This window comes from Streptomyces sp. NPDC127190, from assembly GCF_042672505.1.
Taxonomy (GTDB): domain Bacteria; phylum Actinomycetota; class Actinomycetes; order Streptomycetales; family Streptomycetaceae; genus Streptomyces.
Genome location: NZ_JBHXVE010000016.1, coordinates 198479 through 217374 on the forward strand (window position 1 = coordinate 198479; position 18896 = coordinate 217374).

General features: G+C 73.1%; 16 protein-coding genes. 4 read left to right on the forward strand and 12 right to left on the reverse strand.

The annotated features are described in order from the left end of the window. Window positions 1–80 precede the first annotated feature (80 nt). The 4 genes from ACFVIU_RS24455 to ACFVIU_RS24470 form a co-directional block, all read right to left on the reverse strand. Window positions 81–2198, reverse strand: coding sequence for a fructose-specific PTS transporter subunit EIIC (locus ACFVIU_RS24455; RefSeq protein WP_385845028.1), 2118 nt, complete (start codon window positions 2196–2198; stop codon window positions 81–83). Between the two features lie 200 nt (window positions 2199–2398). Continuing rightward, entirely contained in the window at window positions 2399–3346 is a 948-nt protein-coding gene (gene pfkB, locus ACFVIU_RS24460; protein WP_385845030.1) for a 1-phosphofructokinase, read from the reverse strand. Next, window positions 3343–4104 carry a DeoR/GlpR family DNA-binding transcription regulator gene (locus tag ACFVIU_RS24465; protein ID WP_385845060.1) on the reverse strand — a complete coding sequence of 254 codons (762 nt, stop codon included), beginning with the start codon at window positions 4102–4104 and terminating at the stop codon, window positions 3343–3345. Before ACFVIU_RS24465 ends, pfkB begins: the two co-directional genes overlap by 4 nt. Before the next feature lie 199 nt (window positions 4105–4303). After that, window positions 4304–5806: an MFS transporter gene (locus ACFVIU_RS24470; protein ID WP_385845031.1), complete on the reverse strand. Its 1503-nt coding sequence runs from the start codon at window positions 5804–5806 to the stop codon at window positions 4304–4306. 63 nt (window positions 5807–5869) lie between these two features. On the opposite strand from ACFVIU_RS24470, the gene ACFVIU_RS24475 reads away from it, so the two are divergent. Then, window positions 5870–6841 (forward strand): helix-turn-helix transcriptional regulator, encoded by a 972-nt coding sequence (locus ACFVIU_RS24475; RefSeq protein ID WP_385845032.1) that lies wholly within the window; start codon window positions 5870–5872, stop codon window positions 6839–6841. A 242-nt stretch (window positions 6842–7083) separates the two neighbouring features. Here the strand turns inward: ACFVIU_RS24475 and ACFVIU_RS24480 are convergent, their stop codons facing one another. Together ACFVIU_RS24480 and ACFVIU_RS24485 are read right to left on the reverse strand one after the other, a co-directional pair. Then, window positions 7084–7806 carry a TetR/AcrR family transcriptional regulator gene (locus ACFVIU_RS24480; protein WP_385845034.1) on the reverse strand — a complete coding sequence of 241 codons (723 nt, stop codon included), beginning with the start codon at window positions 7804–7806 and terminating at the stop codon, window positions 7084–7086. A 602-nt stretch (window positions 7807–8408) separates the two neighbouring features. After that, window positions 8409–9407 (reverse strand): RNA polymerase sigma factor RpoD/SigA, encoded by a 999-nt coding sequence (locus tag ACFVIU_RS24485; protein ID WP_385845035.1) that lies wholly within the window; start codon window positions 9405–9407, stop codon window positions 8409–8411. 194 nt (window positions 9408–9601) lie between these two features. Here ACFVIU_RS24485 and ACFVIU_RS24490 point away from each other — a divergent pair, with 194 nt between their 5' ends. Next, window positions 9602–10120 (forward strand): GNAT family N-acetyltransferase, encoded by a 519-nt coding sequence (locus tag ACFVIU_RS24490; RefSeq protein WP_385845036.1) that lies wholly within the window; start codon window positions 9602–9604, stop codon window positions 10118–10120. Window positions 10121–10145: 25 nt separating this feature from the next. Here ACFVIU_RS24490 and ACFVIU_RS24495 read toward each other — a convergent pair whose 3' ends face one another. Beyond that, entirely contained in the window at window positions 10146–10934 is a 789-nt protein-coding gene (locus ACFVIU_RS24495) for a dioxygenase (protein ID WP_385845037.1), read from the reverse strand. 95 nt (window positions 10935–11029) lie between these two features. Here ACFVIU_RS24495 and ACFVIU_RS24500 point away from each other — a divergent pair, with 95 nt between their 5' ends. Next, a complete protein-coding gene (locus tag ACFVIU_RS24500) occupies window positions 11030–11539 on the forward strand; it encodes a MarR family winged helix-turn-helix transcriptional regulator (protein ID WP_385845039.1) in 510 nt (169 codons plus the stop codon). A 22-nt stretch (window positions 11540–11561) separates the two neighbouring features. Here the strand turns inward: ACFVIU_RS24500 and ACFVIU_RS24505 are convergent, their stop codons facing one another. Together ACFVIU_RS24505 and ACFVIU_RS24510 are read right to left on the reverse strand one after the other, a co-directional pair. Further along, on the reverse strand, window positions 11562–13121 hold the full coding sequence (locus ACFVIU_RS24505; RefSeq protein WP_385845041.1) for an MFS transporter: 1560 nt from the start codon (window positions 13119–13121) through the stop codon (window positions 11562–11564). A gap of 129 nt (window positions 13122–13250) precedes the next feature. Beyond that, window positions 13251–13898, reverse strand: a complete 648-nt coding sequence (locus ACFVIU_RS24510; protein ID WP_385845042.1) for a TetR/AcrR family transcriptional regulator — start codon at window positions 13896–13898, stop codon at window positions 13251–13253. 452 nt (window positions 13899–14350) lie between these two features. Between ACFVIU_RS24510 and ACFVIU_RS24515 the strand changes: the two genes are divergently transcribed. Beyond that, window positions 14351–15586: a M6 family metalloprotease domain-containing protein gene (locus tag ACFVIU_RS24515; protein ID WP_385845044.1), complete on the forward strand. Its 1236-nt coding sequence runs from the start codon at window positions 14351–14353 to the stop codon at window positions 15584–15586. 11 nt (window positions 15587–15597) lie between these two features. Here ACFVIU_RS24515 and ACFVIU_RS24520 read toward each other — a convergent pair whose 3' ends face one another. From ACFVIU_RS24520 to ACFVIU_RS24530, 3 genes are read right to left on the reverse strand one after another with little or no spacing between them, the layout of a single operon-like run. Beyond that, window positions 15598–16986, reverse strand: a complete 1389-nt coding sequence (locus ACFVIU_RS24520; RefSeq protein ID WP_385845046.1) for a YcaO-like family protein — start codon at window positions 16984–16986, stop codon at window positions 15598–15600. A 5-nt stretch (window positions 16987–16991) separates the two neighbouring features. Beyond that, window positions 16992–17282 carry a hypothetical protein gene (locus ACFVIU_RS24525; RefSeq protein WP_385845047.1) on the reverse strand — a complete coding sequence of 97 codons (291 nt, stop codon included), beginning with the start codon at window positions 17280–17282 and terminating at the stop codon, window positions 16992–16994. Beyond that, window positions 17279–18607, reverse strand: a complete 1329-nt coding sequence (locus ACFVIU_RS24530) for an MDR family MFS transporter (RefSeq protein WP_385845049.1) — start codon at window positions 18605–18607, stop codon at window positions 17279–17281. The genes ACFVIU_RS24525 and ACFVIU_RS24530 overlap by 4 nt, the downstream gene beginning before the upstream one ends. Window positions 18608–18896: the final 289 nt, after the last annotated feature.

The window sequence follows — 18896 nt, forward strand, 5'->3', positions numbered from 1 at the left end:
TGGCCCCGGACCGTGATGTATCTCGCAGGTGCCGTGAACAACTCACAGCGCATCAAAGGGACAAGACGCAGCGCGCGGGGTCAGGCGGCCACCGGCTGCTTGGACTCCTTCGACGCGGTGGACGGACCGGACGCGGGGTCGGCGGCCGGGGATCCCGGGGCCGGCTTGCGCATCCCCTTCAGGAGGATCACCAGGGCCGTGGTGGCGCAGACGCCGGCGGCGATGGCGATCAGGTAGAGGAACGGGTTGCCGATCAGCGGGACCACGAAGATGCCGCCGTGCGGGGCGCGCAGGGTGGCGCCGAAGGCCATCGACAGCGCGCCGGTGATCGCGCCGCCCACCATGGCGGACGGGATGACCCGCAGCGGGTCGCCCGCGGCGAACGGGATCGCGCCCTCGGAGATGAAGGAGGCGCCCAGCACCCAGGCGGCCTTGCCGTTCTCGCGCTCGGTCTGGGTGAAGAGCTTGCCGCGCACGGTGGTGGCCAGGGCCATCGCCAGCGGCGGGACCATGCCGGCCGCCATCACCGCGGCCATGATCTTCATCGCGGAGTCGCTGGGGTTGGCGACGGCGATGCCCGCGGTGGCGAAGGTGTAGGCGACCTTGTTGACCGGGCCGCCCAGGTCGAAGCACATCATCAGGCCGAGCAGGGCGCCGAGGAGGACGGCGTTGGTGCCGGTGAGGCCGCTCAGCCAGTCGGTGAGCCCCTTCTGGGCGCTGGCGATGGGCTTGCCGATCACGACGAACATCAGGAATCCGACGAGCGCCGAGGAGATCAGCGGTATCACCACCACCGGCATGATGCCGCGCAACGCCGCCGGGATCGGCACCCGCTGGATGGCGAGGACCACGCCGCCGGCGATGAGACCGGCCGCGAGGCCGCCGAGGAAGCCGGCGTTGATGGTCAGTGAGATCGCGCCGCCCACGAAGCCGGGGACGAGGCCGGGGCGGTCGGCCATGCCGTAGGCGATGTAGCCGGCCAGGACCGGGACGAGGAAGCCGAAGGCCACGACGCCGATCTGGAACAGCAGGGCGCCCCAGCTGTCGGCCTGGGTCCACAGGAAGTGGTCCATCACCGAGGGGGCCTTGTTGATCTTGTAGCCGCCGATCGCGAAGCCGAGGGCGATGAGGAGGCCGCCCGCGGCGACGAACGGCACCATGTAGCTCACGCCGGACATGAGCCACGTGCGGAGCTTGCTGCCGTAGCCCTCGGTGGAGTCGCCGCCGCGCTCGACCGGAGTGCCGCCGGACGCGGCCGCCGGGGTGCTCGCCTCACCGCGCGCCGCCTTCTCGCGGACCTCGGCGATGAGTTCGGCGGGACGGTTGATGGCCGCCTTCACCCCGACGTCGACGGTCGCCTTGCCGGCGAAGCGGTCCTTGTCGCGGACGGGGACGTCATGCGCGAAGATCACGCCGTCCGCCGCGGCGATCACCTCCGGGTGCAGCCGGGTGAACCCGGCCGAGCCCTGGGTCTCCACGAAGAGTTCGATCCCGGCCTCACGGCTCGCGTTCTCCAGGGACTCGGCCGCCATGTAGGTGTGGGCGATACCGGTCGGGCAGGAGGTGACGGCGACGATGCGGAAGGGGCGGTTCGCGGCGGCCGTCTGGCCCGCCGCGGCGTCGGCGGAGGCCGCCGCCGACGCCGCAGCGGTGTCTTCGGGGGCACCGCTCACGGCGCCCTGAGCGGACCCGGCCTGAGCGGGCTCGCCCTGCGCGGACCCGCGCTCCTCCGGCACGCCCTGCGCCGGCGACGGCTGTTCGTCGCCCCGGATCAGTGCCGCCGCCGTCTCCGGGTCGGACACCGCCCGCAGCGCCGAGGTGAAGTCGGCGTTCATCAGCTGGCGGGCCAGGGAGGACAGGATCGTCAGGTGGGCGTCGTCGGCGCCGGCGGGGGCCGCGATCAGGAAGATCAGGTCGGCGGGGCCGTCGGGCGCGCCGAAGTCGATGCCGGCGGCGCTGCGGCCGAAGGCGAGGGTCGGCTCGGTGGCGTGGGCGCTGCGGCAGTGCGGGATGCCGATGCCGCCGTCGAGCCCGGTCGGCATCTGGGCCTCACGGGCGGCGACGTCGGCGAGGAAGCCCTCCAGGTCGGTCACCCGGCCCTGGGCCACCATGCGCTCGGCGAGGGCGCGCGCCGCCGCTTCCTTGGTATCGGCGGACAGGTCGAGATCGACCAGGTCCGCGGTGATCATGTCGCTCATCGCGGGCTCCTATGCACGCGTATCGCCCGTGGGGAGATGTGGGCGGAGGGTGGGGACGGGGGTGCTGCGGGGAGGTGGGGCGGAGGGGGTGGCGGTGGCGGGTAACGGGGAGTGCCGCCACGACCGGGCGAGCGGAGCGGTCGCCGCCGGCGGGGTGCGCCGAGTCATCACCGGCTCTGTCGGGTGACCGTCGCGGGGGGTCATGACACCGGCTCCGTCAGGGCGCGGTCGAGGGGGATGTCGGCCGTGACGGTGACCGCGGACGGGTCGAGGTCGGCGGGGGTCGGCATGACGCTGCCGGGGAGCCCGACGGCGGCGGCGCCGTGGGCGACGGCGGAGGCGAGCGCTTCCGGGCCGGTGCCGCCGGCGACGAGGAAGCCGGCGAGGGAGGAGTCGCCGGCGCCCACGTTGCTGCGGACGGCGTCCACGCGGGCGCTGCCGAACCAGGCGCCGGTGTCCTCCACGAGGAGCTGGCCGTCGGCGCCCAGGCTCGCGAGTACGGCGTGTGCGCCCATCGCGCGCAGCTCCTCGGCCGCCTTGAGCGCGTCGCCCACGGTGGCCAGGGGGCGTCCGACGGCTTCCGCCAGCTCCTCGGCGTTGGGCTTCACCACATCGGGCCGCGCGCGCAGCGCCTCCAGCAGGGCGCGCCCGGAGGTGTCCAGGGCGATGCGCGCACCACCGGCGTGCGCTCGCGTGACCACATCGGCGTACCAGGAGGGCGCGAGCCCCCGGGGCAGGCTGCCGCAGCAGGCGATCCAGTCGGCGTCGCGGGAGTGGACGCGGACGGTGTCCAGGAGGAGCTCCTGTTCCGCCTCGGACAGTTCCGGGCCCGGCGCGTTGATCTTGGTGAGCACCCCGTCGGACTCCGCGAGCGCGATGTTGGAGCGGGTGGCGCCGACGACCGGCACCGGGGCGACCTCGATGCCCTGCGCGTCGAGCAGTTCCGCCACGAGCGCCCCCGGCGCACCGCCCAGGGGCAGCACGGCGACCGTGCGCCGTCCGGCGGCCGCGACGGCACGCGAGACGTTCACGCCCTTGCCGCCGGGGTCCATGCGCTCGCCGGTGGCGCGGATGACCTCGCCGCGCTCCAAGGAGGGGACCTCGTAGGTGCGGTCGAGGGAGGGGTTGGGGGTGACGGTGAGGATCATGCGCGCACTACTTCCGTGCCGCCGCGCTCGATGGCGGCGGTGTCTTCGGGGCTCAGCCCGCTGTCGGTGATCAGCAGGTCCACATCGCTCAGGTCGCCGAAGCGGGCGAAGTGCTCCTGGCCGTGCTTGGAGGAGTCGGCGAGGAGGACCACCCGGCGGGCGGCGGCGACCGCGGCCCGTTTGACCGCCGCCTCCGCGAGGTCGGGGGTGGTGAGGCCGTGCTCGGCGGAGTAGCCGTTGGCCGCCACGAGGAGGACGTCGGCGCGGATCTCGCCGTACGCGCGGAGCGCCCAGGCGTCCACGGCGGCGCGCGTGCGATGCCGGACCCGGCCGCCGACCAGGTGGAGCTGGATGCCCGGGTGGTCGGCGAGGCGGGCGGCGATGGGCAGGCTGTGCGTGACGACGGTGAGGGAGGCCTCCAGCGGGATCGCGGCGGCGACGCGTGCCACCGTCGTACCGGCGTCCAGGATCACCGTGCCCTCGGTGGGCAGTTCGGCGACGGCCGCCTTGGCGATGCGGTCCTTCTCGTCGGCGGCGGTGGACTCGCGCTCGGCGAGGTCGGGCTCGAAGTCGAGGCGGCCGACCGGGATGGCGCCGCCGTGCACCCGGCGGACGAGTCCGGCGCGGTCCAGGGCCTTCAGGTCCCGGCGGATGGTCTCCGCGGTGACCTGGAACTCCTCGGCCAGCGACAGCACGTCCACGCGGCCGCCGTCACGGGCGATCCGGAGGATCTCCTGCTGCCGTTCCGGTGCGTACATGCCGGTCGCCTCCGCCTGCTTCCTGTCCGAGCACTTCCGGATCATGTCCGAACGTGTGGTTTCACTCGGAGACTACGCCCGGATTTCCGGGAAGTAAACAGGTTCGGGCCTGGATCAGGCATGAACGGGCATGGACGGGCGTGGACAGACGTCGGGGCCGGGGTGCGCATGGCGCCCCGGCCCCTCCTTGCGTGCCTGGTCAGGGCAGCAGTGCCGGCTCCCGCTCCGGGGCGGTAAGGTCCGCTTCCGCTCCTTCCACATGCTGGGACGGGCGCTTCGGCAGCGCGGACATCAGCAGCAGGATCGCGGCCATGATCCCGGCGACCCACCACAGCGCGTGCTGGAAGGCGTGCACGAAGGCCGGGCGGACCTGGGCCGGGGCGAGCCGGTCGCCGATCTCACCGAAGAACACCACCGAGACGAGGCCGAGCCCGAGCGCGTTGCCCATCTGCTGCACCGTGTTGATCAGGCCCGACGCCGAACCGGCATGCTCCCGGGGCACCTCCGAGAGCACCGCGTCGGTCAGCGGGGCGACGATGAGACCCATCCCGGCGCCCATCACGACCAGCGGGAGGGCCATCTGCCAGGAGGCGATGGCGAGGCCGTAGCGGTGCGACGCGGCGATGTAGAGGAGGAGGCCCGCCACCATGAGCAGCGCCCCCGCCTGGAGGACCTTGCGGCCGAAGCGCGGGACCAGCTGCTGCACGGACAGCCCGGCCGCGACGGACACCGCGAGCGAGAACGGCACCCCGGTCAGCCCGGCGTGCAGCGGGCTCCAGCCCAGGCCGATCTGCATGTACAGCGTCCACACCAGGAAGAAGATGCCGAGCGCGACACCGAAGACGGTCTGTACGGCGATGCCGGCGGCGAAGCTCTTCACGCGGAACAGGGAGAGTTCGACGAGCGGGGAGCCGTCGCGCGCCGCCTTGCGCCGCTCGTACACCACCAGCGCCGCGAAGACGACGAACGCGCCGGCCATCAAGCCGTACCCCCACAGCGGCCAGCCCAGCTCGCGGCCGCGGGTGAGCGGGTAGAGCAGCATCAGCAGGCCCAGCGACACCAGGGCGACCCCGACGAGGTCCAGCTTCAGCGCCCTGGGCGCCTTGGACTCGGTGATGAAGCGGCGGCCCAGCACCCAGGCGATGATGCCGACGGGCAGGTTGATGAGGAAGATGGGGCGCCAGTGCAGGCCGAACAGGTTCCACTGCGTCAGCAGCGCGCCGAGCAGCGGCCCGGAGACCGCGCCCAGGCCGACGACCGCGCCGAACAGGCCGAACACCTTGCCGCGCTCATGGGCCGGGAAGGTCGCGTGCACGATCGACAGCACCTGCGGCACCATCATCGCCGCCATGCCGCCCTGGAGGAGGCGGGCGGCGACCAGCATCTCCGGGTTCACCGCGAAGCCGCACAGCGCGGAGGCGAGGGTGAAGCCGCCGACGCCGATGAGGAAGAGCCGGCGCCGGCCGTGGATGTCGCCGAGGCGGCCGCCGGTGATCAGGCCCGCGGCGAAGGCGAGGGCGTAGCCGGCGGTTATCCACTGGATCTGGCCGACCGTGGCGTGGGCGGTCCGCTCGATGGAGGGGATGGCGATGTTGACGATCGTCACGTCCACCAGGTCCATGAAGGCCGCGGTCATGACGATGGCCAGGGCCAGCCATCGGGTTCGGTCGGGAGAGGGGGAGGGCGAGGGGACGTGGCTCATGTCCGCAAAGCTATGTCGCCACTAGGCCAGATCGTGACCTATTTATGCGGCATGCTCGTCGGCATGACGACCGACACTCCTGCGCGGCTGCTTCAGCTTCTCTCGCTGCTCCAGACTCCCCGTGAGTGGCCCGGCGGGGAGCTGGCGGACCGGCTGCGGGTGTCCCGCCGTACCGTGCGGCGGGACATCGAGCGGCTCCGCGAACTGGGTTACCCGGTGCAGGCCACGAAGGGCGCGGACGGCGGGTACCGGCTGGTCGCGGGCAAGGCGATGCCGCCGCTCGTGCTGGACGACGAGGAGGCGGTGGCCATCGCGGTGGGGCTGCGGGCCGGTGCCGGGCATGCGGTGGCGGGCGTGGACGAGGCCTCGGTACGGGCCCTGGCCAAGCTGGAGCAGGTGCTGCCCGCCCGGCTGCGTCACCGGGTCTCCACGCTCCAGGCCGCGACGACCCCGCTGACCAGCGGTGACGGTGCGAGCATCGCGCCGGAGACGCTGACCGTGATGGCCTCGACGGTGGCCGGGCGGGAGCGGCTGCGGTTCGCCTACCGCGACCGGGACGGCGGCGAGACCCGGCGGCTGACGGAGCCGCACCGGCTGGTGTCGACCGGCCGGCGCTGGTACCTGGTCGCCTACGACCTCGACCGCGCGGACTGGCGCACCTTCCGGGTGGACCGGGTGAGCGAGCCGTTCGCGACCGGAGTCCGGTTCGAGGAGCGGGAGTTGCCGACCGGCAGCGCGGCGGAGTTCCTGCGGCGGTCGATCCAACGGCAGCAGGAGACCTACGGCTTCGAGGTGCGCTTCGCCGCTCCGCCGGAACGCGTGTCGGCGCGGGTGCCGAGCTGGGTCGGGGTGCCGGAGGACGACGGCGACGGCGGCTGCGTCCTGCGCGGCAGCACCGGCGATCCGATGGAGTGGCTGGCGGTACGGCTGGCGATGACGGGGGAGGAATTCCAGGTCCGGGCACCTGCCGAACTGGTCGTACAGGTACGGGAGTTGGGCGAGCGACTGCTGCGGGCGGGGGGCGCGGGCGACTGACGGCTGACGGCTGACGGCTGACGGCTGACGGCTGACGGCTGACGGCTGACGGGGAGCCGCTACGAACCTTTGGGCCGGCCCGATCCCGGGGCGGCCGGGCCCGGAAGGCGGGAGCTTGGGCGGCGGCCCAGAACTCCACGGCCACGCGTACGGCGGCCTCCGGGCGCTCCCTGACCGGCGGCGCATCTGCGGGAGCCGGGCACCCCGGACGGGGGGGGACGGGGGCGGCTGGCGGGGAGCCGCTACGACCCTTCGGGCCGGTCCGGGCCGGGTTCCGTGGCCCACTGGAAGTCCCGCAGCGTCCGCAGGTTGGCCAGGGCCAGGGCTGCGGGGCCGTCGGGGCCGGTGGGTGGGGCCGGGGTGGCGGCCCAGGATTCCACGGCCACGCGTACGGCGGCGCCGGCCACGGCAGCGGCGAAGCGGAGGGAGGGGGCCATCGCGGTGGGAGGCTCCGGCGGGGAGGCAACGTTGTCTCCCGCGGCCAGGCGCTCCGCGAGGGTCTGCGCCAGCGCGCCTTCCGAGGCCTGGCCCACCTCGGCCCAGACCTTGCGCAGGGCGGGGCTGGTGTCGGTCAGGCGGATCAGGGTGCGGACCCATTCCCAGGAGGCGGCCGAGACACCCGCCCCGGGCGTGAGGGTCTCCAGGACGGCGTGTTCCAGCGCCTCGGGAACGCCGAGGTGCGCCGGGGCGGTGCGGACCGCTTCCGTCCAGCGCTGGGCGCCCGCCGCGTAGAGCGGGGCCACCGCTTCTTCCTTGGTGGCGAAATAGCGGTAGAAGGTGCGGGGTGCGATGCCCGCCGTGTGGGCGATGTCCTCGGCGCGAGTGGCCCGCAGGCCCTGCCGGACGAAGAGGGCGGCCGCCGCGCGGGCGATCTCCATGCGGGTCTCGGCCTTGCGGCGTTCGGTGAGGGAGACCGGCTTGGCGGGGGAAAACGGCTGGTCGGCGGGGCTGGGGGTGGTGCTCATCCGGGCAGGCTATGCCCGTGTGGCAGAATCTGCCATCCAGGCGGTCCACCCCGGGGTTCAGGTACGGGGTGGACCGCCTTTCCAGTTCCGTTCCGGTGCGGTCCGGCCATGCGGAAGTTCCGTTCCGGTGCGGTCCGGCCATGCGGAAGCCGGGCCGCGGCGCCCGGGGGGGGGGGGGGCGCGGGCGCGGGGGCGGGGGGGGGCGCCCCCCCCCCCCCCCCCCCCCCCCCCCCCCCCCCCCCCGGCTCGGGGAAGGTCCCGCCGCCGGGGGGGGGATTGCGTCGGGACGTGGTTCGCGTGGGCCGGCCGGGCCCGGGTGCGCGTGGGGATGGGCCGGGCCGGGGGTGGGTGGCTGGGTGCGAGTGGCTCAGGTGCTGGTGGGGAGTGCGGTTGCCCGGGCCCGCTCGGGGGCCCGGAAGGGTTGTTCCCGCGGGCCCGGGAGTTGAAGCGACGGGACCACGCCATGTTTGCGCCGTCTTCAGCCACCGGGCGTACGCGGCCGTCGCGGGCGCACGCCCGTCACGCCCGCCCCGTCCGCCGCCCCCGGCTCCTCACACCCGCCAGGCTCGGCACACCCTCCGCCCGGCAACCCCGGGCGCCGGTCAGGCCGCCGCGTCGAACCCGGTGTCGCGGGCCAGCTTCTTCAGTTCGAGCAGGGCGTGCTTCTCGATCTGGCGGATCCGCTCGCGGGTCAGGCCGTGCTCCTTGCCGACCTCGGTGAGGGTGCGCTCGCGGCCGTCCTCGATGCCGTACCGCATCTTGATGATGGAGGCCGTGCGCTGGTCCAGGCGGCCGATCAGGTCGTCCAGTTCCTCGCTGCGCAGCAGGGTCATGACGGACTGCTCGGGGGAGACCGCCGAGGTGTCCTCCAGGAGGTCGCCGAACTGGGTCTCGCCCTCGTCGTCCACCGACATGTTCAGCGAGACCGGGTCGCGGGCCCAGTCCAGGACGTCGATGACGCGCTCCGGGGTGGCGCCCAGCTCGGCGGCGATCTCCGCGGGCTCCGGGTCGCGGCCGTTCTCCCGGTTGAACTCGCGCTGCACACGCCGGATGCGGCCCAGCTCCTCCACGAGGTGCACGGGAAGCCGGATGGTGCGCGACTGGTCGGCGATGGAGCGGGTGATGGCCTGCCGGATCCACCAGGTGGCGTACGTCGAGAACTTGAAGCCCTTGCGGTAGTCGAACTTCTCGACCGCGCGCACCAGGCCGGCGTTGCCCTCCTGGATCAGGTCGAGCAGGGGCAGACCGCTGCGCGGGTAGCGCCGGGCCACCGCCACGACCAGGCGGAGGTTGGAGCGGATGAAGACGTCCCTGGCCCGCTCGCCGGCCTCGACCAGCGCCAGCAGCTCCTCGCGGGTGGCGTCGGACGCCGTCTCCTCGAATCCGTCGAGGACCTGCCGTGCGAAGACACCCGCCTCGATGGTCTGGGACAGCTCGACCTCTTTCGCGGCGTCGAGCAGCGGCGTCCGCGCGATCTCGTCGAGGTACATGCCGACCAGGTCGCGGTCCGCGATCTCGCCGCCATGGGCGCGAACACTGCTTGCCGAGTCGGCCGTCTCGCCGGTGGCGGACTGACGACGGGCGACGGCACGGGTTGCCATGCGTGCTCCCTTGCGATGGTGGGCGGGTGGTCCTGCGGACGCTCGGCACCGGCGGGGGCAGCCTCCGGGACTTCGAGACTCACCGAGTGCCCTGCATCCGTGGGAAACAACGAGTGGAATCCGGACAGAATTCCCAACCCGCCCCTCGATTTTTCTGATCATGCAGTACCCTGTCCGCCCCACAAGGAGGCGGGATGACGCCGGAGCCCACAGAGGTGCAGGTCAGGCCGGGAGTCGAGGGGGATCTCACTGCCCTCACGGCGATCTACAACCACTATGTACGTGAGACGGCCATCACATTCGACATCGAGACGTTCACTCCGGAAGAGCGCCGCCCCTGGCTGCTCTCCCACCCGGAAGACGGCCCGTACCGGCTGATGGTTGCCACCGAGCGGGACTCACAGCGGATTCTGGGGTACGCCACATCGAGCCCCTACCGGCCGAAGCCCGCGTACGTGACCTCGGTGGAGACGTCGGTGTACGTCGCCCCGGAAGCCGGCCGGCGCGGCGTCGGCACGCTGCTCTACGACGCCCTGTTCACGGCGCTCGCCGGCGAGGACGTGCACCGGGCCTACGCCGGGATCGCCCAGCCGAACGAGGCCTCGGAGCGGCTGCACGCCCGGTTCGGCTTCCGGCACGTGGGCACGTACCGCGAGGTCGGCCGCAAGTTCGGCCGCTACTGGGACGTGGCCTGGTACGAGCGGGAGCTGTAGCGGCGAGGCGCGGCCGGCCCTCGGGTCAGCCGAACTGCACCGAGCGCTTCGCCATGCCGCCCCAGAAGCCGTCGATCACCGACTTCTGCGTGTCCAGCTCGCCGCTCACCTCGGCCGCGCCCATGGTGACGAAGAGCGGGGCGAAGTGCTCGGTGCGCGGGTGGGCGTAGCGGCCGGCCGGGGCCTTGTTCAGGAAGTCCAGCAGGGCGTCCCAGTCGCGGGCCTCCAGGGCGCGCCGGCCCCAGTCGTCGAACTCGGACGACCAGCGGGGCACCCCGCCCGAGTAGCGCAGGGCTGCGAGGTTGTGGGTGAAGAAGCCGGAGCCGACGATCAGCACGCCCTCGTCGCGCAGCGGCGCGAGCCTGCGGCCGATCTCCATCAGCCGCACCGGGTCGAGGGTCGGCATGGAGACCTGGAGCACGGGGATGTCCGCGTCCGGGAACATCTCGACGAGGGGGACGTAGGCGCCGTGGTCGAGGCCGCGGTCGGGGATGTCCTGGACCGGGGTGCCGGGGGCGCGCAGCAGCTTGCGCACGGACTCGGCCAGCTCGGGGGCGCCGGGGGCGGGGTAGGTGACCCGGTAGTAGTGCTCGGGGAAGCCCCAGAAGTCGTAGACGAGCGGGACGGGCTCCACGGCGCCGAGCGCGAGCGGGGCCTCCTCCCAGTGGGCGGAGACCATGAGGATGGCCGTGGGCCGGGGCAGGTCGGCGGACCAGGCGGCGAGCTGGCCGGGCCAGACCGGGTCGTCGGCGAGCGGCGGGGCGCCATGGCTGAGGTACAGGGCGGGTATGCGCTGCGGGGCGGGGGCAGACATCGCGGCGGCTCCAGTTGCTTTAAGTCTCAAGCTTCAGGTCCGAGCATATGTCCGACTTGTTTAAGTTTCAAGGAGGGATTTCGTAGAGTGGACCCATGAACACGGCACCGGACTCCGCCGCACCGCACCGCTGGCTCACCGCCGAGGAACAGCGCGTCTGGCGCGCCTACCTGCACGCCACCACCCTGCTGGAGGACCACCTCGACCGGCAGCTGCAACGCGACGCGGGCATGCCGCACATCTACTACGGCCTGCTCGTCGGGCTCGCGGAGGCGCCGCGCCGGCGGCTGCGGATGACCGAGCTGGCCATGAAGGCGAAGATCACCCGGTCCCGGCTGTCGCACGCCATCGCCCGGCTGGAGAAGAACGGCTGGGTACGGCGCGAGGACTGCCCCTCCGACAAGCGCGGCCAGTTCGCGGTGCTCACCGACGAGGGCGCCGAGGTGCTGCGGCGCACCGCTCCCGGCCATGTGGGCGCGGTACGGCAGGCCCTGTTCGACCGGCTGAGCCCGGACCAGCAGAAGGCCCTCGGCGAGATCATGGAGATCGTCGCCGAGGGCCTCCAGCCCGACGGGGAGGGCGCGGACCTGCCCTGGCTGCGCTAGAACCAGGTCACGTCTCCCGGCCTCAGTGGGCCAGCACCGGGACCGGCACCTCGTCCTCGAGGGACTCGCCGGACTCGCCGGGGCCGCCGGAGGCCACCGGGGTGGTGCCGGGGCGGCCGGCGTTGACGAAGGTGAAGGCGATCAGGGCGGCGAGGCCCAGGATGCCGACGGCGAACCAGATCGCGGCGGTGTAGCCGTGCACCATGCCCTGGAGCCGCACCAGCTCCGCCTGCGGCTTCGCGGTGGCACCGGCGATGTGCCCCTTGACGTACGACGTGGTCGCGGAGGCGGCGATGGTGTTGAGCAGAGCGGTGCCGATCGCGCCGCCCACCTGCTGCGAGGTGTTGACCATCGCGGAGGCGACACCGGCGTCCCGGGGCTGGACGCCCTGGGTGGCCAGGGACATGGCCGGCATGAACGCCGTACCCATGCCGAGGCCGAGCAGCAGCATCGCGGGCAGCAGCAGGGTGCCGTAGGAGGAGTCGATCCGCAGCTGGGTCAGCAGCAGCATGCCGAGGCCCGCGGAGAGGAAGCCGGGGCCCATCAGCAGCCGGGCCGGGACCCGGGTCATCAGACGGGTGCCGATCTGGGTCGAGCCGGTGATCATGCCGGCCACCATCGGCAGGAAGGCGAAGCCCGTCTTGACCGGCGAGTAGCCCTTCACGACCTGGAGGTAGTAGGTCAGGAAGAGGAACAGGCCGAACATGCCGATGATCGCGAGGCCCAGCGAGAGGTAGATACCGCCGCGGTTGCGGTCGGTCACCACGCGCAGCGGCAGCAGCGGGGCCTTGACCCGGGACTCCACGACGGCGAAGGAGACCAGCAGGACCGCCGACGCGACGAACATCGCGACGGTGACGGTGTCGCCCCAGCCGTCGGACTCGGCCCGGGTGAAGCCGTAGACCAGCGCGACCAGGCCGAGCGTGGACAGGATCACGCCGGGGACGTCGAGCGGGGAGCGGTTGCGGCCGCCCTGCGGCTCGCGCACCACGAGGAAGGCGCCGGCCGCGGCGACGGCGGCGAACGGGAGGTTCACGAAGAAGGTCCAGCGCCAGTTCAGGTACTCGGTGAGGAATCCGCCGAGGATCAGGCCGACGGCACCGCCGCCGCCCGCGATGGCGCCGTAGATGCCGAACGCCTTGGCCCGCTCCTTGGCGTCGGTGAACATCACGGCGAGCAGGGACAGCGCGGCCGGGGCGAGCAGCGCACCGAAGACGCCCTGGAGGGCGCGGGCGCCGAACATCATGGCGCCGGTGGTGGCGGCACCGCCGAGCGCGGAGGCGGCGGCGAAGCCCGCCAGGCCGATGAGGAAGGCGCGCTTGCGGCCCCACTTGTCGGCGATACGGCCGCCGAAGAGCAGCAGACCGCCGAAGGCGAGGGCGTAGGCGGTGACGACCCACTGCCGGTTGCCGTCGGTGATGCCGAGGTCGTGCTGGGCGGAGGGGAGGGCGATGTTCACGATCGTCGCGTCGAGGACGACCATCAGCTGGGCGAGCGCGATGAAGACGAGCGCCTTCCAGCGGTTGGCGTCGCCGCCGGTCCGCGGGGCGGCGACGGACGCCTTGAGGGGTGTTTCAGGCATGGGGGTATCCACTTCGGGACTACGGGACGTGCGGAAGATCGGGGAGGTATCAGGGGAAAAATGCCGAGAAATCGGCTGGAGGAAGGTGAAGGGAGGAGGGAGGGCCGCCGGGGGGTCAGCCGGCGCGGATCAGGGGAGGCGCAGTTCCTCCAGGGTCACGGAGGCGCCCGGCAGGGCGGAACGGGCGGGGGCCCGCAGGCCGTCCAGGAACAGCTGGAGATGACGGTGGACGAACCGGTCGCCGCGCCCGCAGTCCGTGCCGGCCGGGGGCCGGCTCAGCTGGGCCACGACGATCAGCAGGTCACCGACGCCCACATCGGCCCGTAGCTGCCCGGCCGCCGCGGCGCGCTCCATGATCTGCGCCACGAGCCGTTCGACGCGCTCGCTGGCGGCCACCAGGTCGGGATGGTGCTGGTCGAAGGTGCTGGAGATCATCGGACACAGCGCGCTGATCCGCTCGTCGGCGGCGGTGTGCACGAAGTGCTCCAGGGCGGCGAAGGCGTCCCCGGTCTCCGCGAGGGCCGCCTCGGCCGCCTCGGCCGTACGGTCCATCACGGAGCAGACGACCTCGCGGACGAGGGCGTCGCGGTCGGGGAAGTTGCGGTACACCGTGGCGTTGCCGACGCCGGCCCGGCGGGCGATCTCGTCGAACGGCACGTCCGGGCCGTGCTCGACGAACATCTCCCGGGCCGCGGTGACGATCCGCTCCCGGTTGCGCAGGGCGTCGGCGCGGGGCCGGGGCACCTTGCGCGCGGCGGGGGCGGTGGCGGTCGACACGGCGTACTCCTCTGACGGAGGGGGGCGATCCGGGGAGCCAGTCCCCGTTTCGCTCGGACAGAGGGGTAAACGGGGAGACAGTCCCCGGTTATTTCCCGCCCCCGCGAAGAAGTCGCGTGTCCTGCGTCACACGCGCGGTGCGCCGGGATTCACCCCCGTGCGGACCGGCTTTCCCACGATCGGCCTCCTCCAGCGCGCGTGCCCCGCCCCCGCGACCCAGGGTGATCGCAAGGGTGCAGCCGGAGACCGGCGGCTGCCGTGGAGCGAGAGGTCCATGCATGCAGCCGAAGCCGCCGGCACCGCGCCGTACACCTCTCTCTTCCCTGCTGTCCTCGCCGCGTGCCGCGCACGGGCGGGGGCTGCGCGGGGGCCTGTGCCGGATACGCCGGCCGCGCCCGCGCCCCTCCGGGGTGTCCCGCGGCCGCGCGCGAAGCCGTATACGCCCGCGCCGTGTGGCCGCGCTCGCCGTGGTGACCGCACTGACCCTGACGGTCAGCACCTCGGCCGGCACCGGACACCTCACGGCGCCCACCACCGCCGGGCCCATCGGCCTGGCCCGCGCCTCCGCGCTCTCCCCCTGCCTGATCCGCAGCGGCCCGGAGGTGCAGATGACCGAGGGGCTCCCCACCCCGCACGGCTACTCCCGCTCCACCGGCACGGTGCACGCCCTGACCCTGATGGTCGACTTCCCCGACGCGCCCGGACCGGGCAGCGCGATGGACCGCTTCCACGAGTTCTTCCCACAGACCCAGGAGTGGTTCCGCACGGCGTCGTACGGCCGCCTCGACTACCGCCCGGAGACCCCGATCACCGGCTGGCTGCGGATGCCGAGGACGTTCCGGTCGTACGGCATAGAGCGCGGGGCGCCCTTCGACCCCGGCTACCGGCAGCTGGTGCAGGACATCGTGGCCGCCGCCGACCCGACGGTGGACTTCCGCGCGTACGACCTGCTGAACGTGCTGGTCACCCCGAACGCCGGGCCGTCCGCGCTGGACACCGTGCTGTCCGTGACCTTCGCCGGGAACGCCGACGCGCCGATCGCGGACGGGGTGCCCATCGCCAACGCGTCGTTCGTCTACTCGCGCCAGGACGACGGTTCCGGTTCCTACGCCCGCACCGGCTTCCGGGTGCTGCCGCACGAGAACAGCCACACCCTGGGGCTGCCCGACCTGTACACCCAGGAGGGCGGGAGCGCGGTGGGGCACTGGGACATCATGAGCGAGGACTGGGGGGCCGACAACGATCTGCTCGCCTGGCACAAGTGGAAGCTGGGATGGCTGGACGCCGCGCAGGTCGGATGCCCGGTGACGGCCGGCAGCACGGACTACATGCTGACACCGGTGTGGAAGACGGGCGGCGGGAAACTGGTGGTCGTGCCGGTCGACGGGCACAGCGTCTACGCGCTGGAGGTACGGACCCCGGGCGGCAACGACGAGGTGGTGTGCCGGCCGGGGGTCCTCGTCTACAGGGTCGACGCGGGCGTGGACACCGGGCGGGGGCCGATCACCGTGTCCGACGCACACCCCGCGAGCGGCGGCTGCACGCGCAGCCCGAACGTCCACACGGAACTCTCCGACGCCCCCTACTCCCCCGGCGAGACCTTCCGGGACCCCCGGCATCGCCTCACCGTCCAGGTGATCAGCGGCGACGCGGAGGGCAACTACCGGGTGCGGGTGACGCGGGAGTAGGGAGCGGTTCGTCAGGAGTGGGGCAGCGGGAAGGTGTTGAGGTGCTCCTCGGGCAGCGGGATGGTGCGCCAGCCCAGGCGGACGGCCGTGTCCTGGAGGCGTCTGCCGCCGAGCGGCAGATAGGCGGCGGGGGCGACGGAGACGGTGCCCGGTACGACGACCCGCAGGACGTGCATGCCCGCGGCGGCCGCCTCCGGGGTGGTGAGGTCCACGGTGACGACGTCGTGGCCCGCGGCGGCGACCCGGTCCACCAGCTCGGCCGCCGAGAGGCGCTGCGGCCGGCCGGTCCAGCCGCCCTCGGGCAGGTCCCAGGCCCAGGGGGCGCAGCGGGCGGCGGCGCGCGGGTCGAGGTGGAGCTGCTGCTGGCAGATCTGCTCGACCACGTCCGACCAGTCCGGCCGGTAGTCGTCCAGGTAACGGCGGTCCTGCCGCCAGGGCTTGAGCGGTGACGGCCGTCCCGGGGTGTCCATCCGGGTCGCGGGGTCGGCCAGCACCCGGGAGGTGATCTGGAGGGTGTGCGCCTCGGCGAGCGCCTTGGCCGCGGCCTCCTCCTCGTCGGCGCGGGCGGCGCAGCCGTAGGTGAGCCAGCCCTCGGCGGTGCTGCGCACCCCGGCGGCGATGACCGGCAGGCCGAACTCGTTGTCGACGCGGACGAGCCGCATCTCGAAGGTGTCCTCGGCGCCCTCGCCGAGGGCGCGCAGCCGGTCCGTCGGGGGCAGCGCGGGCAGCGGTACGGCATTGGCCCACCACACGGCGACGGCGTCCCGCTCGATGATCTCCTCCAGCCCGGACATCAGGGCGAAGTCCGCGGTGGGACCCGCGGCGATGCCGCCGATCACGGGGAAGGAGTAGTACGGCTCGGGGTGCGGGTGCGGCATGTGCGGCCACGCGGTGTACACGAGGAAGGCGGGCACGAGGACGGGCTCGCCGTCGACGGCGCTGCGGCCCTCCACCCAGTGCGCGGGCGAGTCGGTCCGGAAGGGCTGGAACGGGAAGCCGGGCGTGGCGTACTGGCGGTCGGAGTGCAGCGCCAGGCTGCGCGGGTCGAGCGCCCGCAGTCCGCGCCGGGTCAGCTGCTCATGGGTGCCGTACACCGGGTGTGCGGGCGGGCAGGCGCCGCAGTGGCGTTCGACGGCCTCGCCCTCCGCGGAGCGCCGGGCCTGTTCCGGGTCGGTCCAGGAGGTGCCGAAGGAGTGCCGTTCGGCGTGCCAGGGCAGCCGGTCGGTGACGTCCCGCAGCTCGGAGACGGCCAGGTGGAGGCGGGGTGGGGTGCCGCCGTACCCGGTGAAGGTCTGCGTCCCGGTGACGAAGGCGGACAGCGGGGCGGGCCGGGGGCCGGAGCCCGGCGCCGGACGGTCGACACCGTCCGGGCCGGGCTTCGAGGGAGCGCTGGTCTGCATTCCGCTTACGCGGCGTAGGCCGGGACGCAGTTGGTCGGCGCGAACGCCGGAGCACAGGTGTTGGGCGCGAAGGCCGGAGCACAGGTGTTCGGGGCGAAAGCGGAGACACAGGTGTTGGGCGCGAACGCCGGGGCGCACGTGTTCGGCGCGAACGCCGGGGCGCAGGTGTTCGGCGCGAAGGCGGACACGCAGGTGTTGGGCGCGAACGCCGGGGCGCACGTGTTCGGCGCGAAGGCCGGGGCGCAGGTGTTCGGGGCGAACGCGGACACGCAGGTGTTGGGCGCGATGTGGCTCATGTCGGGTTCCTCTCGACGGTGTTGTCCGTAAGGGATTCGGTCGTGCTTGACGTGCCTTTTTCGGTGGTGCCTCCCCGTGCGGCGGACCGCGCGGGGAAGTTCTCGGGTCGCGGCCGCGTTCCGTCCGCGGCGCGCAGGAGCAGGGCGCATCCGGCGCCGACCGCGCCGCCCGCCAGCACGCACCCGGTCCACAGCGCACCCGGGCCGGCGTGCGCGAGCAGCCAGGTGCCGCCGGCCGGTCCGACGAAGGCGGCGGCCGACCAGGCGCCGGCGTACACGCCCTGGTAGCGGCCTCGTTGGTGGACGGGGGCCAGCCCGGCGGCGACGGCGCCCGCCATCGGCGCGAAGAGCATCTCGCCGGCCGTCCAGACGACCACCGTGGCCGCGTACGCCAGGGTGCCCCGGGCCAGGCCGGTCAGGCCGAAGCCGACGCCCGCCAGGACGGCGCCGGCGAGCAGCACCAGGGCGCGCGGGCCCTTGCCGGCCAGGCTGCTGACGGGCAGTTGGAAGACCGCGATGAGCAGGGCGTTCAGCGCCATCAGCAGGGCGAAGACCGCGGGGGTGTGCCCGTGTGCGGTGACGACGACGGGCAGCGCCGCCGACCGCTGCTCGTACACGGCGGCGAAGATCAGGGTGCACAGGACGAAGCACAGGAAGCGGAGGTCCTTGCGCAGCGGCAGCGAGGGGTGCGCATCCGCGCCGTGCCCCTCCCCCGCCGGGGACGCCGTGGACGCCGTGGACGCCGGGGCGGTTCGGGCCGGGCGGGTCTCGGGGACCTTGACCAGGACGAGCGCGCCGCACAGCAGGGTGGTCGCCGCGTCGGCGAGGAACAGCGCGGTGTAGCCGTGCTCGACCAGCAGCCCGGCGAGCACGGCGGAGACCGCGGTGCCGGTGTTGACGGCCCAGTAGTTGTAGGCGAAGGCGCGGGGCCGGTCGGCGGCGGCGACCACGTCGGCGATCGACGCGGAGGCGGCCGGCCGGACCGCGGCGGCGCCGAACCCCGCCCCGAACGCGGCCGCGCTCACCACCGCCGGGGCGGTACCGGTGCCGAGCACGACCATGCTCAGCGCGGTGGCGCAGTGCCCGGCGAACATCGTCGGGCGGCGCCCGATCCGGTCGGCGAGCACGCCGCCGACCGCGGACCCCGCGATCGCCCCGGCGCCGAGCAGCGAGACCACGAAGCCCGCGGAGGACACGGAGTAGCCGCGGGCCTGGGTGAGGGAGAGGACGAGGATCGGCCCGGTGAACGCGCCGAGCCAGTTGATCAGCAGACCGGTCCAGATCCACCAGTACGCGCGGGGAAGATTCCGCGGACCACCGCCCATAATTCCCCTCCGCATTCCGTGCCCTGTCAGCCGGTCGCCGGAAATCCTCTTTCTCCGGACCCCGCACCGTCAATGAATGCGACGACAGAAATACGTCAATCAACTACAGGGAATGGCGGGCAATTTCAGGAGCATTACAGGGGAATTCAAAGTGGAAAGGATTGGTTCCGCACCGTCCAGGTGTCGCCGCCTGCCAGGAGTGCGGCGAGGTCGCCCTTGCCGTGTTGTTCGACGGCGGTGTCGAGTTGGTCGGCCATGGCGGTGTCGTAGACGGTGCGGTCGACGGAGC

Excerpts from the sequence above, each read along its gene's own strand:
- ACFVIU_RS24530 (WP_385845049.1), bottom strand. The coding sequence starts at position 18,607 with ATGGGCGGTGGTCCGCGGAATCTTCCCCGCGCGTACTGGTGGATCTGG.
- ACFVIU_RS24490 (WP_385845036.1), top strand. The coding sequence starts at position 9,602 with ATGACGCCGGAGCCCACAGAGGTGCAGGTCAGGCCGGGAGTCGAGGGG.
- ACFVIU_RS24475 (WP_385845032.1), top strand. The coding sequence starts at position 5,870 with ATGACGACCGACACTCCTGCGCGGCTGCTTCAGCTTCTCTCGCTGCTC.
- ACFVIU_RS24500 (WP_385845039.1), top strand. The coding sequence starts at position 11,030 with ATGAACACGGCACCGGACTCCGCCGCACCGCACCGCTGGCTCACCGCC.
- ACFVIU_RS24505 (WP_385845041.1), bottom strand. The coding sequence starts at position 13,121 with ATGCCTGAAACACCCCTCAAGGCGTCCGTCGCCGCCCCGCGGACCGGC.
- ACFVIU_RS24495 (WP_385845037.1), bottom strand. The coding sequence starts at position 10,934 with ATGTCTGCCCCCGCCCCGCAGCGCATACCCGCCCTGTACCTCAGCCAT.
- ACFVIU_RS24465 (WP_385845060.1), bottom strand. The coding sequence starts at position 4,104 with ATGTACGCACCGGAACGGCAGCAGGAGATCCTCCGGATCGCCCGTGAC.
- ACFVIU_RS24470 (WP_385845031.1), bottom strand. The coding sequence starts at position 5,806 with ATGAGCCACGTCCCCTCGCCCTCCCCCTCTCCCGACCGAACCCGATGG.
- ACFVIU_RS24520 (WP_385845046.1), bottom strand. The coding sequence starts at position 16,986 with ATGCAGACCAGCGCTCCCTCGAAGCCCGGCCCGGACGGTGTCGACCGT.
- ACFVIU_RS24455 (WP_385845028.1), bottom strand. The coding sequence starts at position 2,198 with ATGAGCGACATGATCACCGCGGACCTGGTCGATCTCGACCTGTCCGCC.
- pfkB (WP_385845030.1), bottom strand. The coding sequence starts at position 3,346 with ATGATCCTCACCGTCACCCCCAACCCCTCCCTCGACCGCACCTACGAG.
- ACFVIU_RS24485 (WP_385845035.1), bottom strand. The coding sequence starts at position 9,407 with ATGGCAACCCGTGCCGTCGCCCGTCGTCAGTCCGCCACCGGCGAGACG.
- ACFVIU_RS24525 (WP_385845047.1), bottom strand. The coding sequence starts at position 17,282 with ATGAGCCACATCGCGCCCAACACCTGCGTGTCCGCGTTCGCCCCGAAC.
- ACFVIU_RS24480 (WP_385845034.1), bottom strand. The coding sequence starts at position 7,806 with ATGAGCACCACCCCCAGCCCCGCCGACCAGCCGTTTTCCCCCGCCAAG.